The following is a 16,930-nucleotide window of genomic DNA, read 5'->3' on the forward strand; positions in this document are numbered from 1 at the left end:
TGGTGCCTACTTGCCTGAATCCTGGAGTCTCAGCACCAGAAGGCAAGTTCGCCATTGCCTACTACTCTGAACTTTCTGTCACAGTGAACTCGACAACAATTCCCTTGGGCACAATTCTCATGCACTGCCCAATTGCAGAGGTTGATCCTGTGTCAGTAAAACAGCATGACGATCATATTGACTGCTCGATTCACCCGGTGGATAGCGCAGTAATCACAGCCCGCCTCACTCGTCCGGAGTAGAAACCAATTGAAGCGAACTGATCGAGAAAAAACCTTTAGCAGGGAAAATCATTGTCAGGAGCTGGGATTTGCCGGCTGTGGGTCAGTTCGCCATGCTCTAGGTCGGTGACCCATCGTCTGTGCGCTCCCATGAACGATTCGATTGTCATGGGTTGCGTCTTAGCTCTTGTGAAGGGCTGTATCTTCAGGGGTTGTGATTGGGAGGAGCGTTGCACATCGAGGTCTCCTTGCGTTGCATGGGGCGGAGAGCAGGCCGCGCACGTTCTCGATGACGACTAACTTGGAATGCAGCGCAGCGATGGCCTGGGCCTTGTGAGACCACGGGTCGGAGCGAGCGCCGGGTTTCGGGACCGTCTTCTTGCCAGCCGTGCTCACGTCCTGGCACGGGAAGCCTCCCATGAGGATGTCCACCGGCTTGACCTGGTTCCAGTCGATGGCTGTGATGTCGCCTAGGTTCGGGGCATCCGGCCAGTGGCGGGCGAAAAGCTCGGCTACTGGCCGGGATGATCTCGGAGAGCCAGACGGTCTGGGGATTGAACGCGTGCAAGACGGCGAGGTCGAGGCCGCCGTATCCGCTGAACAGCGACCCAATCCGAAGCCGGGGCGAGTGCGTAGTGTCGTGCATGAGGGTCCCGGTGAGAGCGACACCGACCGCAGCTATTCTTTGGCTGCTGCCGGTCTAGTCACCTGTCAGGTGCACGCCCGCCCACTGTTGCCAGACCGACGATGAGCGCCTGCTGGACGACCAGCGAAGCTCCGAGATTCACGGCCTTCTCGACTGCTCGTCTAGCCGCCGCCCGCCCCGTCTTTTGAGCTGCTACACGTCTTGCAGAAGAGGTCCGGCCTGAGCTTGACCACCCTGCTCTGACCGGCTGAACCGGGTCGCGCGTCCCACCTGTCCTCCATAAGGGAGGTGGGCGATGACGGTGTCGATGCGTGTGATGAGCGTGGGTGACGGCTACAAGTACTTGCTTAAGTCGGTGGCCGCCGGCGACGGGGATCGGAGCCTCTCAACGCCGTTGACGCGGTATTACGCGGAGGCCGGCAGTCCGCCCGGTTTCTGGCTCGGCTCCGGGATCACCGGCTTCGGTATGGGCAACCTGACGGATCACCTGGCCTCGGTTGTCCCGAACCGGCGGCACATCGGTACGCTGCGAGGTGCCGTAGACGCCGCGCTTCCGCCGTGTCACAAGGGATTTCAGCCTCGGGGCAAGGTTCAAGAAAAGAGTCAAGCAGGACCCCGATTGGGCCAAGTCCAAACTTTCGACCAAATGAACCATCCTTGGTCCGGCCCGAGTATTGGGTTCGCTGCCTGTTGCACCGTTTAGGTCGCTGCCATCATGGCCCTTCCGGGCTTTCATGCTCGTGAGGGAAACTCCAGAGTCTTGGCGAAGTCGTCGCCGAGAACGTCGATGAGAGTGGTGCGTACCGTGTCAATCTCAGGAGACAAAGGGGTTGATCGAGGGTGAGGAGTGTGATTTGTCTGACTGCATTGGGAATGGGTGTGGTCTTGATGCTGGGATCTTGATAGGTCCATAGCGCGAGCTGAGGCAGCAGCGTGACACCGTAGCCGATACCAACGAGTGTTCGGACTGCGACGTAGTTATCGGAAGTGCAGACGACATGAGGCGTGAATCCTGCTCTCTCAGACGTCGCGATGAGGTGGCTGCGGCATCGTTCGCATCCAGCGAGCCATGCCGCGTCAGCAAAGTTGGAGAGATCTCTGGCCGTGAGTGTCGTGTCAGATTTGTACTGACCCGTTAATCATTTGTCACTAGGCCGGACCAAGAAGAGCAGGTCGTTGCCAAGAACTTCGAGAGTGAGTACTGGGCTGGTGGTTTGAACATGGTAGTTGGACGGCAAGGCAAGGTCGACCGTGTTGGCCAGCGGCATGGTTCCTGCTTTCAGCGGTTCTGCCTCATTCGGTTCGGGGATGAACCAGGGAGCGAGAGTTGTGATCGCGGAGGAAAGATTGCCATTCGTACGGTGCCGGATTGGAGCGTAGTCGCGCTGAAGAGCTTGGCCTCGGCGCGTTGGAGCAAGGCGAGGATTTCCTCTGCTCGTTTGGAGAGACGTTGCCTTGTGGCGGTGAGTGCGAGCCCGTGCCCCATACGGCGAAACAGCACGGCTCCGGTCTCCGCCCCATGACTCGCTAGGTGATGGGAGACGGTTGGCTGACTATAGCGAAGTTCGTCAGTGGCGGCAGTCATCGACGAGAGTGTGTGAAGGAGACGAGCACGTGCAGACATCGACATCGATCACAGGTTCACCGTATCAGAAGACAGATACGGTCTATGAATAATCAATATAAACGATTTGGCGTATAGGTTATGACTCTGGTTGACATGAGTGCATGCAGAAGACAGGTACTCAGAATGATCCCCTTGGTACGGCGGATGTTTTCTCTCTTCATTCGATTCCGTGCTTTGTGGGTGTACTCGCGACGAAGAAAGTCATTTATGGTGTGCTCCTGCAGACGTGGGCTTGGTCCTGTCCGGTGCTTGATTCACAAGTAGGTTCGCAGGTCGTTGTCAAGCATGAGAACGTCCAGCCGATCGGAGCATTCAAGGTTACGTGGCGGGCTCGCGCTTATGTCGCCACTTACTAGCGAAGAGAGGGAGCATGACATCGTGGACGGTATCCACAGGAAATCATGCTCATTCCGTCGCATATGCAGCGCCTGCCGCTGGGGCTGCATCTACCATTTGTCATGCCAACGTCTGCACCGTCGAACAAGGTAGCTGCGGTCCAAGCGCTTGGTGCCGCGTGGTCCTTTCCGGCGAAAAAATGCCAGAGGCTGTAGATCGTGCAGTTACACTTGCTCGCGAACAGGCAATGGTGTTCGTCAGTCCTGGGGTGAGCCGGCGATCATTCACAGGCACGGCACAGTCTATTCGGAGTTACTCCTGCAGCACCCCGATATCGAGACATTGTACGTGCCTATCGGGTCTGGCTCGGGTACCATCCTCGTTCAGAACGTGATCTCTCCGGGGGTGCGGATCGTCGGCGTACAGTCCGCGGGTGCCTCCGGCTGCGTACCGACCTTGGCATTCTGGAGCGATCGAGACAGCCGGAATCAACACCTTTGCCTCTGGCCTTTCCACTGGAGAGGGGTTCGAGACCCCCACGGGCCATCCCGCAGGGTGGTCTCAACGATTTTCTACTCTCACGACTTCAACTTAATGAAGCGATGCGCGCACTCGCTTGTCATACTCATATGCTCGTCGAAGGAGTGGGAGCAGCGGGACTCTCTGGGATATTTGCCGATTTTCACACATCCACTGTTGTCGGTTTCGCATGCATTGGTGGGAACGCCGACACAAAGTAAATCCGGGTGCTCATGACAGAAACCACCCCGCTCTCCGCCGAAAATGATGAGAACAAAATTGGCTGGTAACACACCCATAGCAACGCATCGATCTCGCGGTCTATGAACAACAAATGAGTCATTATGGTGGCGGTCAGATTGACGTTCTTGAAACGATCACACACGTGCAGATCGTCACTTACACACCACGACCTCTCGGGATGCTCGGTATCGGGGCAGGCACTCGATACTAGGTGCTCGGCTGCATCTTCGTGCCCAGCTCATCAATGTTACCCTGTCTCTGCGCGGGGTCGATCTGCTGATCGCAAACCTCATTGTCGAATACGTCGGAATCGGCTAATTCGCGGCACTACTGACCTGGAACGGACCAGCATTGGTGTTCTCTCCTGCGTCACGATCAGCTCCGGCACGACTGCCGAATTCGTTACCCCAAGTCCCTATGTACCAGTCTTCGATGCACTCGAGAACGTCGCGAGCGTCATCGACGACTTTTTGCTCGCACGACGATTCCAAGATCTGGGGATGATACAAATCCACCACTCTACGCAAGGCACCCCGGGCGGAAAGACTCTCATCCGACAAGATTTCTCGTTCTCGCGATCCTCCAGACGCGTCAGAAGATGATTCCCGTCGAACGCTGTTTCAACAGGCACAGGGAGTAGTACGGCATCCCGATGCGCTCAGACAAGACCACATGCAACTATCTCGCAGCCATCTGCCGTGCCGCAGCACTCCAACAGTTGTGGGTTTTCTAAATCTGCATTTTCATAATTCATGAGGAAGATGTATGCCAAATGCATAGCCGCTTGCACCGTTGGGATATGCCGATACGAAAAGTCCTCCGAAGCGGGGCCCTGCCGATCACTTGAACAGGTCCCAGAAGCTGAAGCTGGTTTTCCTGTAGACCTTGTTGTATGCGGCCTTGCGCGGGTTCTTGACCCATCCCGCGCCTTTCTTCCCATATCCGGGGATGATGGCCTTCTTCACCTGGCGTTTCCACTTCGATGTGGTGCGCGCCTTCAACGAGCGTTTCAGACTCGGCGTCCGCATACCGAACTTCATAATTACTCGCTTCCTTGAATCAGGGTGATTGACTAGGCGATGATTGTCGATCCGTGGGGAAGTTTGTCGAATGTCTTGCCGCATTTCCTGCATACGAATTGCGTCCTCGTCTTGCCGAGACCGGCTCCGCCTGCTACTGCTCCGAGTGGACCAAGGACCAGTCCGCCCACTATGCCTTTGGTGAGTGAGAGCTTCTTTTTCTGTCCGGCTACGATGACCTCGTTGTGGTTACAGAACATGGTCGACCTTCCAACTGGATGATGCTATCTGAATGATAACGCCGCAAAGATTAGGCGTATTGCCTGTGGTCGAGCAAGAATATGCTCGTCAGTTCCGGGAGGGGAGCATTAACTCAAGTTCGAGTTTTCTCCCACCCTGCTTGATATGCGCGACACAAGCGCAGGGGAGCCTTCTCTTGATGTAAATGAAGTATCTTTCGGATTGCATGGCTGAGATATAGCCGATCAGATTATCGTCAACTCTTGCCCAGATGGTGGGAGCATCTTTGTACTTTCCCTTTGGTATTGTTCCTGTTTCCAACGTTGCCCATACCCATGATTCTTCGCCATACTTAGTGAGAATATCTTGAGCATTTTCCTCGCCGCCCACAGCTATGAGCCAGTCCGCATCGAGAATTTCGACATTTGGATAAGCGTTTTTGGTTGGTGGGATCGATGGATTCGCTTTGAGTACCACCAGGTAGTTTCCGTCGTTTTTCAGGTATATTGCTGCTTTGGCTAGTGCAAACTGTGATCGGGACTCAAGTGGCTGGAGTAGTTGCTGCCATTCGTAGGTGTTTTCTGACGGTATATATCCAACAATGAGGCCATTGATGATTACTACAACCGCGTCACTGTCGTGAGTGTTGTTGGGTTGCCTACGTATTTCGGCATCCAATTCGAGTGTTTGATCCCACTGGCCGACTGGCATAACTTCGCGGAGCCGATCGCCGATGGCTGTGATAATTTCTCTTTGATGGTAATAAGGCCCTGCAACCGTTACCCTACCTGTAGGGAGCAACCTGTAGGGGATTCCCCCGCGCTGGATAATGGCGTTTTGAGCTTCGCGTGCTGGTGAGTGCTTTGCTGTTGCTTTTTGTTGATTGGTCTGCGTCTTTGACAGCGCGAGGCCGACAACAATCAGGACGACAACCACGATAATGACGAATCCCATGCTTTTCCCGTCTTATTCTCTCTTTTGTCAATAGAAGCATAAGTCAGGAAAAAGAATTCAAGTGGCACAGAGCCTACGTAAAGTTTTCCTACGCGATCATGTTGTTTCAATCAATCGAACATATGTTTGAATAGGAGCATAGAGAACGAGTGAAGGTGGAGAGCCGTGTGATGGCTCGATATGACGACAGAGTCTATTCCAAAGTGGCTTAAAGCTTCTCGTGCTGTCGCTCGTGAGATTAAAAAGCCCGGTCTTCTTTGCACGGGACAAATCGAATGTCTGGCAGTATATATCGAATAATTTTGGGCTGTCCCCGCATGGTGCCAGATCGGGCGGGGCTCTGCCGTGTTGGGTAGTGCATAGCCATGCACGGACACGGCGCTCTGTGGGGGGGGATACCACCTGTCTAAAGGAAACGGACTCTCAATATACCCATGTAGCTCAAATTTACTCTTGGTGTGTATAATTACTGCATGTCAAGAGTATGCGCCGCATCTGGTCGTGGCGTTCGAGGAGTTTCGTTCCTCGCGATGGTCTCTGATGACGGCCCTGTGCAAGTCGGGCTGTGATCGGTCCGTCGCGGGGAGGGGGGTGAGTATATGGTGTCACGGTCGGAGAATCGGTCACGTCGGAGGAACCGTCGCTCGCCGCATGCGCGGCATACCCCTCATACCGTCGGTGATGCCCACGGTCACGGCTCTGCGCGCACCTTCGTGCTGCGTACCGCATGGCGGCAGCTGATCGCCGTAGTCGCACTGATGCTGGCCTTATGCGCCGCAGGCTGGGTACTGGCTTCCACACAAGAGCATGCGAAGGCGGCGACGGGTGATTCGGTGACCCTGCAATACGGTCCCGATGGATATTTCAGCACCCTGGTGGAAGGTGCACTGCCAGTGGTGGAGAAGGATGACGAGACGCCGAGTGTGCGTGGAGACGGATGGGCGAATACGCGGCGGATCATGTTCGGCAAACAGGGGAATACCGGTACCTACGGTGGTGCCACGGTGTCCGGCGGGTACAAGACTCTGGCGGTGGGTGCAGTGCCGAGCGAGTCCGGTAGGTCATATAACAATGCTACGGTTCCTACAAATAATTCTTCGGCGTCATCTACGACTTCGGTCGTTTCGAATGAGGCCTTGCTGTGGGCCGATAATGTGGTGACTGCTCGTTTCGCGTTTGATACGAGTAACCCGCATAGGCATTCCTTTGACAGTGCGACGGCTTCCTACAAGTCGAATCTGGCTTTGGTCTCCGATGCGGTGGGTTCATCGAATTATTCCACCTTTGAGCTATCCCTATTGCGTGCTGCGCAAGTTGAGGGTGTGTGCGCGGCTGCTCAATCTGTTGCGTGCATTGCTACTATGGAGCCGGCATCACCTCCATTTGCTCCGTCAAGAAACTCGTACAAAGTGTTCCCATTATCCGTAGGTGACACGAACAAATATCTCAATCACACCTATGGCGGGGGATATAACTCTAATCTTGCCTGTCCATCGACCTCTTGCGCCAATAGTGCTTCGGGTACTTGGTTGCGTTCTCCACGCTGGGATTATCAGTCCTGTGTGTACTCGTCAGCAGGTACTGGCACGGTTGGCTTTGGCGAATCGGACTATTCCACCGTTCACGGGTTGCGGCCTGCTTTTCGTCTGAGTCTGAGTAATCTGCTGCTTTCGGCGCTCAGCAGCGATCAAAGTCAGAATGCGTCGGGTGATTTGCGTCTGACTGTTGTGGACCCTGGTGGTCAGCTCTATACCTGGTCATCGTCGGTTTCCGGTGCCGCAGGTTCACGGGTATTGAATCTCTCGGGTACTTCGAGTCTGGGTGCCGATATGGGGTGGAAGATCGTCGATCCCGATACGGATATGGTGTTGGGTTCGGGGCGGACAAGCGCGGGTGGCAATATGGCCTTGCCTGAGGCATCCATGCCTGACGCTGCCAAGGATTACGACCTGTATGTGTGGGGTCAGCAGGATGGCGATGCCGTTGCCGGGTTGACGAACAGGGCGACGGTGCCGGTGAAGACCACGATCAAGGGTTTCGGATACAGCATTGAATATGAGCTGAATGGTGGCACGAACCACCCCTCGAATCCCCCAAGCTATGACGATGATGATCTGCCGTTGACCTTGTTGCCACCGACGTTTGCGGGCCATGTGTTTGTCGGTTGGTATTCGGATGCGGGGTTCACGACTGCGGTGACCGGGATTCCCACCGGTTCGGTGGGGGCGAAGAAGTTCTATGCACGCTGGTTGCAGGCGCCGAATATTTCGAATGGATCCTTTGAGTACCGGATCAATGTGACGGATCCGGCCGCGAATGTGATCGTGCCCGCAACTGGGCGCAGCACGGTGAGCAACGCCACCTTTGGTGCAGCCTATTCGTGGTTCATCGAGGTCTCCGATGACGACGGGGCGACGTGGACGCAGGTGCAGTGCTCCGCCGTGACGCAGACACCGGGTGGAGGGGGTTGCGGGGCCGGTGCTCTGGCCGATGCCTTCACCGGAACATCCGCGGATGATGCGGCGCGTGGCCCGGTGCTGGGCACCATGACCACGGGGTCTCATTGGGTGAGACTGATTCCTGTGACCGCGACGGAGGGTTGGCTGCGGGCCTTCGCAACCGGGCGTTCGGGAACGGCTGTGCATCAGAGCGCCACGATGATCACCGAAGTGGGCGATATCCCCTTCGCCGGATTGGACGGCACACCCGGCGTGGCCAGCACCACCGGTGATGTGGTGGGGTATCGCATGTTCTACGGGACGACGCATCTGGTGAAGGTGGGCAAGGTGCTCGCCTCGGATGATGCCGCATGGGGCGCGGTGAACACGGTGGGTGCGGACTTCTTCCGCGAGGCCTTCCAAGGCGCCGCGAAGCTGACCGATATCGGTGCCGCATCCTTCAGCATCGACGGCATCACCACTGTGGGCGACTACTTCCTGGCAGCGGTCTTCCGTGGGGCCGCCTCCCTGGAGGACCTGCCGGCGGGATCCTTTGCCCCGTCCTCGGCATTCATCGTGACGACCGCCACCAATTACATGGCCCAGTCCTTCTACGATGCCTCCCTCCTGGCGTCACTGCCGGCGAACTCCTTCGACATGCAGCACGTCACCGGCAATGTGGGGAACGATTTCATGGCGGGCACCTTTGCGGGCGGCAGTGCGGGCACGGCACCGAAACTGCTCAGGGCTGATGTGGCGCGGGTTGCAGCCTCATGGAAGCTGAACCAGACGAATCTGAACAAGAGCAACGTCTTCGCCGACACCTTCCGGAATGTGGAGACGGCACAAGGCAGCCTGGAGGAGTCCGAAGCCGCGCAGATCGCGCTGAACCCGAACTCGGCCAGGAACACCTTCGCGGGCACCCGCCTATGCACCTCATCGGTGAATTTCGTGAACTGGGGTTTCCCGAATGTGTGCTCCTTCACCTCCTTCGATTTCAAGATCGCCGTGAGCGCCCAGGATGAGTCAAGCAACAAACACGTCATCGTGCCCACTGCGAGCGTCTCCATTGGAACTCCGTACAAGTGGCGTATATCCGTGTCTTCGGATGATGGGGCGACATGGAGTGTGCAGGATTGCACCGCGAAAGCCATCGCTTTCGTCGGAGGGACCTGTGACGGCACGGATACCGCCGCATATGCCGGTACGGTCCTGTCGAACAGTGCTGCTCAAGGGCCCGATCTGGGAGTATTCGCCGAGGGGGAGTACTGGATTCGGCTCCAACCCGTGGTGCAGAGCGTCGGATGGTTGCGGGCCTTCGGTCTCAATGCTGCGGCCGGCACCATTCCTATGAGCACCCAGCTCATCGAGGTCGGTGATATCCCCTTCCTCGGATTGAAGGATCCTGCCGCCAGTGGCCCGACTCAAGCAGGCAATGCAGTTGGAACAAGAATGTTCTTATATGCCTCGAATCTGACGAGGACCGGTCGCTTCCTGCATCAGGATGATCCCGCCTGGGCCAGCGTGGCTGATGTAGGGAATGATTTCGTAGATAGCATGTTCGAAGGGACCGCCTTGGTGGATATCGCTGCGGGCTCCTTCCGTCTCGAAAACCTGCATAGGGTGGGCTACTCATTCATGAGCTCGACATTTCGTCAGAGTGCACTGACGGTGCTGCCTGCGGGGTCATTCGATATCAGCGGGATGACGTCTGCGGGTAATGGCTTCATGCTTTATGCGCTTGCGACGGCGAATGGCATGAACGCGTTGCCGGATGGTTCCTTTGATACGTCGAATCTGGTGGCTGTCGGTGAGTCTTTCCTCCATGGAACTTTCCGCAATAGCAATTTCGCGGTGCTGCCTGCGGGTTCATTCGCCTTCGGACCAGGCCTCACATCCGTCCCCTGGCAGTTCCTTTATTTCACTTTCTATGCCTCGAAGTTGGAGAGTCTGCCAGCGGGCTCATTTGATATGAGTGCGATCACCGGTGTGGGCGTCGGATTCTTCATGTCCTGGACTTTTGCGGATCTGCAAGGGCCCGGTCTGCGGTATGACGATATCCTGCGGGTATCTTCCTCCTGGAATCTCTCGCAAGCTGAGTTGGATAAGCAATATGTACTGTGGCATACCTTCCAAGGCAATGGTCGTGATGCGGGCAGATTACTGATGGATACAGTGGGGCAGTTGAGGCTGCAACCCGGCGGTGTGGACACGGAGATGCGGGATACCTTCACGGGCACCCAGTTCTGTAGTGATTCACCGTATTACGCGCAGTACGGCCTGTCGGAGTGTGAGCCGCCCAACGCCCTGCCATACACCGGTTCGTGGGCGGTCTGGTGGTGGGTCCTGACTGCGGCCGCACTGGTGCTGGGTGCGCCCACGCTCTTGGTCCGTGGCCGTATGCTCGGTGCTTTCGCGGTGGGGCACGCTTTGAATGCTTCGCGCGCCACTGGTCGTCACGGACGCCAGAATCCCGACGAGATGCCCGATGCAGGCGAGATGACATAGTGCAGTCGTGATGCCATAGCGCAGAGGTGGGGCCTGAAACAGCAGCCGCCTCACGAAACAGCGCTGCCTCACGAAAACAGCTGAGGGTCTCAACCGACGTATATACCGGTCGGTTGAGACCCTCAGCTGTATTACGTGTGATGTCTGCACTGCGATGACTCGGAAGTGGCGGCCTTGGATACAAAGCACCCACGGCGCCTATCGGGATGCCGTGGGTGCGGGGAATTACTTGTTGGGAACTACTTGTTGAGTTGTTCGGCCACGGACTCCACATACCGGGGCATGCCGTCGATGTCGGTCACGTCATGGAAACGGATCTCGGCGGATTCCAAATCACGCAGGGCCTTGGGTGCCGTGGTTCCGGTGGCCGCCGAAAGCACATCCATGCATGAGAAATCGCTCTCCGGGGTATCCAGGCCGAGGGCTTCGTTCACCACGCGTGGGAACTTGTATGGGCTTGCGGTCGAGAGCAGCACGCGCGGCGTGAGCGGATCGGCCTCCGTATGCGTCATCACGTGGTATCCGCATGCGGTATGTGGGTCGATCACATAGTGATTCGCATCCCAGCATTCACGGATGGCGGTTTTCACCTGATCCTCGTCAGCCCAGCCGCCGTCGAAGATGCCGCCGATCGCGGTTTTGAGCGTCGCGGGAATCTCATACCGTCCTGTGACCGACAGCTCCTTCATCAGCATGGCGATCAGATCGGTGTCTCCTTCGGACAAGTAATACAGCATCCGTTCCAGATTCGAGGAGATCAGGATATCCATGCTGGGGGAGATGGTCGTGAAGAAATCACGGTTGCGGTCGTAGACCCCGGTCGAGAGGAAATCAAACAGCACATTGTTCCGGTCGCTGGCGACGGTCAGTTTGGAAATCGGCAGTCCCATGCGGCGTGCGTAGTAGCCTGCGAGGATATCGCCGAAATTGCCGGTCGGAACGCAGAACTCGACCTCATCGCCCACGTTGATGATCTGCTGGGAGAGGAGTTGGGCGTATGCGACGAAGTAGTAGACGACCTGGGGTACGAGTCTGCCGACGTTGATGGAGTTGGCCGAGGACAGCACCGTGTTGCAATCGGCGGCCAGGCGCTCGGACAGGGCCTCGTCCGCGAAGATGCCTTTGACCGCGCTCTGGGCATCATCGAAGTTGCCCCGCACCGCGCACACCGCCACGTTTCCACCGCTCTGCGTGCTCATCTGCAGCTCCTGGACCTGGCTGACCTGGCCTTCGGGGTAGAACACCGTGATGCCCGTTCCCGGGGCATCCGCGAAGCCCGCAAGTGCGGCCTTGCCGGTATCTCCCGAGGTGGCCGTCAGAATCATCACACGCTCGTCGCCGGTGCTGTTCGCCTCGACGGTTTTGGTCATGAAGCGTGGCAGTATCTGCAAAGCCACGTCCTTGAAGGCGCTGGTGGGACCGTTGAACAATTCGAGCACATAGTCATCGCCGAGTGGCTTCAAGGGCGTGATCGCAGGATCGGCCCACTGGCTTCCGTAGGCTTGGGCAACGCAGTCACGCAGTTCCTCGTCGGAGAAATCCGGCAGGAGCTTGCCCAGCACATCCACCGCGATGTCCTGATAGGACTTGTCCGCAAGATTCCCGAGGTCGACCTGTTGCTCACCAAGTGAATCCGTGACGAAAAGACCGCCGTCGGCAGCGATGCCTTTGCGGATGGCCTGCTTCGCGGTCAGCGAATCTGTGGTGCTGCGTGTGCTATGGAATGTATTCACGGTCAAATCCTCGGCATCCTTAGGGTTCGGAGTCTGATTTCCGGCTACTGGCGCGACTCGCGCCAACAACACACGATTCTATCCGCAGCACTAGGCAAGCACCCTCCTCCGCTCATGGGGCGCGCGCCTGCACAGGAAAGAGCGGAGGAGCATGAACATGCGGCATGCCTGTCCGCGTGGGATGGTCGTACCGGATCAAAGTAGCTTTCAGGCGATACACTGACATCACGTATGCATTCGCATGCGACCAACCGTTTTGAGGGAGACCATAGTAATGACCAACGAGTCCCTTGTGCAGACTGCGGACACCGATAGCGCCGTGAACATCTTCAACGCCCCGATTTCACAGGCCGATCCAGAAATTGCATCGATTCTTGACGCCGAGCTCTCCCGACAGCAGGATGGTTTGGAGATGATCGCTTCCGAGAACTTCGTGCCGAAGGCCGTCTTGCAGGCGCAGGGTTCGGTGTTGACCAACAAATACGCCGAGGGTTATCCCGGTAAGCGTTATTACGGTGGCTGCGAGCAGGTGGACAAGATCGAATCCATCGCACAACAGCGTGCGAAGGATCTCTTCGGGGCGGAATACGCCAACGTGCAACCGCATTCGGGCGCTCAGGCCAATGCGGCCGTCTACCAGGCCCTCGTCAAACCAGGGGATACGATTCTGGGACTCGCCCTCGATCACGGCGGGCATCTCACACACGGTATGAAAATCAACTTCTCGGGCCGTTTCTACCATGCCGAAGCCTACGGCGTGAATCCGGAGACCTTCCGCATCGATCCCGAGATCATCCGCCAGCGCGCCCTGGAAACGCACCCCGCGATGATCATCGGTGGTTGGAGCGCCTACCCGCGCATCGAGGACTTCAAGGCGATGAAGGAGATAGCGGACGAGGTCGGCGCGAAATTCTGGGTCGATATGGCCCACTTCGCGGGACTGGTCGCGGCCGGACTTCACCCCAGCCCGGTGCCGTTCGCCGATGTGGTGTCCTCAACGGCGCACAAGACCCTCGGTGGACCCCGTTCCGGCTTCATCCTCGCGAAAGAGGAGTATGCGAAGAAGCTGAACTCCGCGGTGTTCCCAGGGCAGCAGGGCGGCCCGTTGATGCATGTGATCGCAGGTAAGGCGGTTGCCTTCGGGGTCGCCGGAACGCCGGCCTTCAAGAACCGTATGGAGCGCACCCTTGAGGGTGCGAAAATCATCGCCGACCGTTTGAACGCCCAGGATGTGGCGGACAACGGCATCAGCGTGCTCACCGGAGGCACCGACGTGCATCTGGTGATGGTGGACCTGCGCAACAGCGAGCTCGACGGGCAGCAGGGCGAGGATCTGCTGGCCAGCATCGGCATCACGATCAACCGCAACACCGTGCCCTTCGACCCACGACCGGCTTCGGTTGCCTCGGGACTGCGCATCGGCACCGCCGCTCTGGCCACCAGAGGCTTCGGCAACAAGGAGTTCGAGGAAGTCGCCGATATCATCGGCACGGCTCTGGCCGCGGGCAGGAATGCCGATACCGACACGCTCACCAGCCGCGTTGACAAGCTCGTAGCGGATTTCCCGCTGTATCCTGAACTCAATCAGACCAAATAGTCGGCTGCGGCATACAATCAGAGCAATCACATGCGATGACGCGGAGGCATCCCAAGGTGCCCCGCGTCGTAGCGGCTCCCATCGCCTGTATGTCAGGTGTCGGGAGGGGCTCTGGAGCCGCCGGGCTGCATTGCTGTATTGGTGACTGTGGCGATGAGAAGGAAGGATGTGGCGATGACAAGTACCGCTTCGATCAGTACTGTTCCTATGAACAACGGGGATTCGCTGGATCCTCAGGTCTTCGCGAGCGTATGCGCGATGGCCTCCCTGGCATCCAAGGCGCAGCAGCCGCTTGCCAAGGCAAGCACCGAGGCCAAGAACGAGCTGCTGATCGGCATCGCCGAGTCCTTGGTGGAGCATGCTCAGGAGATAGAGTCCGCCAATGAGCTGGACGTACAGGACGCATTCGCCTCAGGGATGGATGAAGGCCTGATCGATCGCCTTCGTTTCAATATCGAGCGCATAGCATCCACGGCTCAGGGAGTGCGCGATGTCGCCGCACAACCCGATCCGATCGGCGAGGTTGTCAGAGGCAACAAGATGCCCAACGGCATGCGCCTGACGCAGGTCAGGGTTCCGCTCGGTGTTGTGGGCATGATCTACGAGGCACGCCCCAACGTCACGGTGGATGTTGCGTCACTGGCCCTCAAATCCGGGAATGCGGTGCTGCTTCGGGGCGGTCATGCCGCGAAACGCACCAATGCCGCGACCCTGAAGGTCATCGGGGCCGTCATCGCGGAGCATGGTTTCGACCCCGCACTGGTCGCCACCGTCGATGGTTTCGGCCGTCAGGGCGCGACGGCGATGATGCAGGCGCGCGGATACATCGATCTCCTCGTCCCACGCGGGGGAGCCGGCCTCATCAAGGCCGTCGTGCAGCAATCCAAAGTGCCGGTCATCGAAACGGGTTCCGGGAACGTCCATATATATGTTGATGCCTCCGGAAACCTGGACGAGGCCGTACCCATCATCCTCAACGCCAAAACCCAACGCATCAGCGTGTGCAACTCGGCGGAAAAGCTGCTGGTCCACCGTGATGTGGCAGAGCGCTTCCTGCCGGTGATCGCCAAGGCCCTCGCCCTCGCCGACGTGGTGCTGCGCGTGGACGAGAGCACCTACGACATCGTGTCCGGTCTGAACAACGGTTCCGGCGTGGACGGTCTCGACATGCAGCATGCGGTCGAAGAGGATTGGGATACCGAGTATCTGGCGCTCAAGATGGGTGTGAAGGTGGTCGACTCCATGCAGGAGGCCATCGATCACATCAACGCCCATTCGACCGGTCATACCGAGGCGATCATCGCGGAGGATTACTCGGCCATCGAGGAGTTCACCAGCGCCGTGGATTCGGCGGTCATCATGGTCAACGCCTCGACCAGATTCACGGACGGCGGCATGTTCGGTCTCGGCGCCGAGCTCGGCATCTCCACACAGAAGATGCATGCGCGTGGGCCGATGGGCCTGCAGGAGCTCACCACGACGAAATGGATCGCATACGGAACGGGACAGGTGCGTGCATGAACGAGCAGATCGAACAGTTGTTCCGTCATGCCTCGGATCAGCCCACACTGTGGCTGCGCGTGGCTTCGGAGCGCCTGAGTCTGGTGCGGTACATCTTCCTGGTGCAGATCGAGGATGGCATACCCTCGGCCGCGCACCGCGCCTCACTGGAATATGCTGATGCGGTGCTGATCGGTTGGCCTGACGAGGATGCGGAGGAGGTCAGCACGCCCGATGAGGCCGGCCTCAAGCAGGTCTGCGAGCAGATCAAGGCGATGGAAAGCTACATCCCGCGTTTCAGGACCCAGGAGCGGGGGAGCGACATCGACGGTCTTTCGGACACGTTGATCCGCATCACCGAATGCGTGGCCGAGGTGCGCCGCACCTACCAGCCTGATTTCCCCCTGCCGACCTTCGCGGAGATCCGCCGCGTGGTGCAGGAGGAGTGGGATGAGGACATGGACAAGATCGAGCCGATGGATGTCAATCCCACCGCGGAGGATATAGAACGCCTCACCGAGAGTGATGACGGTGGGCAGGAACAGCACGAGGGTTAAGGGACGCATCAGTTGAACGGCAAGAAACCACACCGTCATATGTCCGAGCTTTCCGCGGAGAACATATCGCGGGACAGCAGCAGATTATCGACCAGAGGGAACAGGCATCAGGTCCCCAGGGTCGGCATCATGGGCGGCACATTCGATCCGATACACAACGGCCATTTGGTCGCCGCCTCCGAGGTCGCCTGGGTGTATGACCTTGACGAGGTCATCTTCGTCCCCACCGGACGACCGATCTTCAAAATGGAACGTGCGGTCACCAATGCGGAGGATCGCTACCTGATGACGGTGATCGCCACGGCCTCGAATCCGAAATTCACCGTCTCCCGTGTGGATATCGAGCGCCCGGGGGCCACCTACACCATCGACACGCTGCGCGACATCCATGCGCAACGGCCCGATGCGGAGCTTTTCTTCATCACCGGCGCGGACGCGATCGCCGAGATCATGCGCTGGAAGGACACCGATCACATGTGGGATTTCGCCCACTTCGTGGCAGTCTCCCGGCCAGGGTACTCATCCAGCCTCAAAGGGCTGAATCTGCCGCCCGACACGGTGGACATGCTCGAGATTCCGGCGCTGTCCATTTCATCCACGGATGTCCGTCGCCGATGCACCCTCAGCGAGCCCGTCTGGTACCTGGTTCCCGACGGCGTGGTGCAATACATTGCCAAACACGGTTTGTACGGCGAGTCCTAGGCCGTGCTTGGAACACAGCACCGTGCCTCGCGCTCTGTCAGCGCGACGGGTTAGTATGTGTGATTGTCCGCTGCAAAAAACAACACCCGT

General features: G+C 58.0%; 13 protein-coding genes and 1 pseudogene. 7 read left to right on the forward strand and 7 right to left on the reverse strand.

Features of this window, described 5'->3' with window-relative positions:
* A partial coding sequence (locus BPSY_RS11960) for a hypothetical protein (RefSeq protein WP_238556824.1) occupies positions 1–242 on the forward strand: 242 nt, incomplete at its 5' end.
* A gap of 159 nt (positions 243–401) precedes the next feature.
* Here BPSY_RS11960 and BPSY_RS12090 read toward each other — a convergent pair.
* Positions 402–890, reverse strand: coding sequence for a DNA cytosine methyltransferase (locus BPSY_RS12090; RefSeq protein ID WP_204367933.1), 489 nt, complete (start codon positions 888–890; stop codon positions 402–404).
* 293 nt (positions 891–1,183) lie between these two features.
* Here BPSY_RS12090 and BPSY_RS12095 point away from each other — a divergent pair, with 293 nt between their 5' ends.
* Positions 1,184–1,570, forward strand: a complete 387-nt coding sequence (locus BPSY_RS12095; protein ID WP_415926603.1) for a relaxase domain-containing protein — start codon at positions 1,184–1,186, stop codon at positions 1,568–1,570.
* Between the two features lie 10 nt (positions 1,571–1,580).
* Here the strand turns inward: BPSY_RS12095 and BPSY_RS12100 are convergent.
* The 5 genes and pseudogenes from BPSY_RS12100 to BPSY_RS07220 all read right to left on the reverse strand — a co-directional run.
* Positions 1,581–1,955: pseudogene (locus BPSY_RS12100) on the reverse strand (LysR substrate-binding domain-containing protein); the annotation flags it as partial.
* A 191-nt stretch (positions 1,956–2,146) separates the two neighbouring features.
* On the reverse strand, positions 2,147–2,497 hold the full coding sequence (locus tag BPSY_RS12105) for a LysR family transcriptional regulator (protein WP_081884334.1): 351 nt from the start codon (positions 2,495–2,497) through the stop codon (positions 2,147–2,149).
* A gap of 1,934 nt (positions 2,498–4,431) precedes the next feature.
* The gene (locus BPSY_RS07210; protein ID WP_033497504.1) at positions 4,432–4,632 is read right to left on the reverse strand and encodes a hypothetical protein; all 201 of its coding nucleotides are present in this window, start codon (positions 4,630–4,632) and stop codon (positions 4,432–4,434) included.
* Between the two features lie 32 nt (positions 4,633–4,664).
* Complete coding sequence (locus tag BPSY_RS07215) at positions 4,665–4,871, reverse strand: hypothetical protein (RefSeq protein WP_033497506.1); 207 nt, start codon at positions 4,869–4,871, stop codon at positions 4,665–4,667.
* Positions 4,872–4,959: 88 nt separating this feature from the next.
* Positions 4,960–5,805, reverse strand: a complete 846-nt coding sequence (locus tag BPSY_RS07220; protein ID WP_033497508.1) for an HIRAN domain-containing protein — start codon at positions 5,803–5,805, stop codon at positions 4,960–4,962.
* A 599-nt stretch (positions 5,806–6,404) separates the two neighbouring features.
* Here BPSY_RS07220 and BPSY_RS07225 point away from each other — a divergent pair.
* Positions 6,405–10,751, forward strand: coding sequence for an InlB B-repeat-containing protein (locus BPSY_RS07225; RefSeq protein WP_081884335.1), 4,347 nt, complete (start codon positions 6,405–6,407; stop codon positions 10,749–10,751).
* 239 nt (positions 10,752–10,990) lie between these two features.
* Here BPSY_RS07225 and thrC read toward each other — a convergent pair whose 3' ends face one another.
* Positions 10,991–12,484, reverse strand: coding sequence for a threonine synthase (thrC, locus tag BPSY_RS07230; RefSeq protein ID WP_033497570.1), 1,494 nt, complete (start codon positions 12,482–12,484; stop codon positions 10,991–10,993).
* Positions 12,485–12,758: 274 nt separating this feature from the next.
* On the opposite strand from thrC, the gene BPSY_RS07235 reads away from it, so the two are divergent.
* From BPSY_RS07235 to nadD, 4 genes are all read left to right on the forward strand, one after another.
* On the forward strand, positions 12,759–14,081 hold the full coding sequence (locus BPSY_RS07235; RefSeq protein WP_033497512.1) for a serine hydroxymethyltransferase: 1,323 nt from the start codon (positions 12,759–12,761) through the stop codon (positions 14,079–14,081).
* Positions 14,082–14,288: 207 nt separating this feature from the next.
* On the forward strand, positions 14,289–15,602 hold the full coding sequence (locus BPSY_RS07240) for a glutamate-5-semialdehyde dehydrogenase (RefSeq protein ID WP_033497513.1): 1,314 nt from the start codon (positions 14,289–14,291) through the stop codon (positions 15,600–15,602).
* Positions 15,599–16,138, forward strand: coding sequence for a hypothetical protein (locus BPSY_RS07245; protein ID WP_033497514.1), 540 nt, complete (start codon positions 15,599–15,601; stop codon positions 16,136–16,138). The genes BPSY_RS07240 and BPSY_RS07245 overlap by 4 nt, the downstream gene beginning before the upstream one ends.
* A gap of 39 nt (positions 16,139–16,177) precedes the next feature.
* Entirely contained in the window at positions 16,178–16,840 is a 663-nt protein-coding gene (nadD, locus tag BPSY_RS07250) for a nicotinate-nucleotide adenylyltransferase (protein WP_081884337.1), read from the forward strand.
* Positions 16,841–16,930 lie beyond the last annotated feature (90 nt).

Origin of the sequence: Bifidobacterium psychraerophilum (genome assembly GCF_000741705.1) — a bacterium.
Classification (GTDB): domain Bacteria; phylum Actinomycetota; class Actinomycetes; order Actinomycetales; family Bifidobacteriaceae; genus Bombiscardovia; species Bombiscardovia psychraerophila.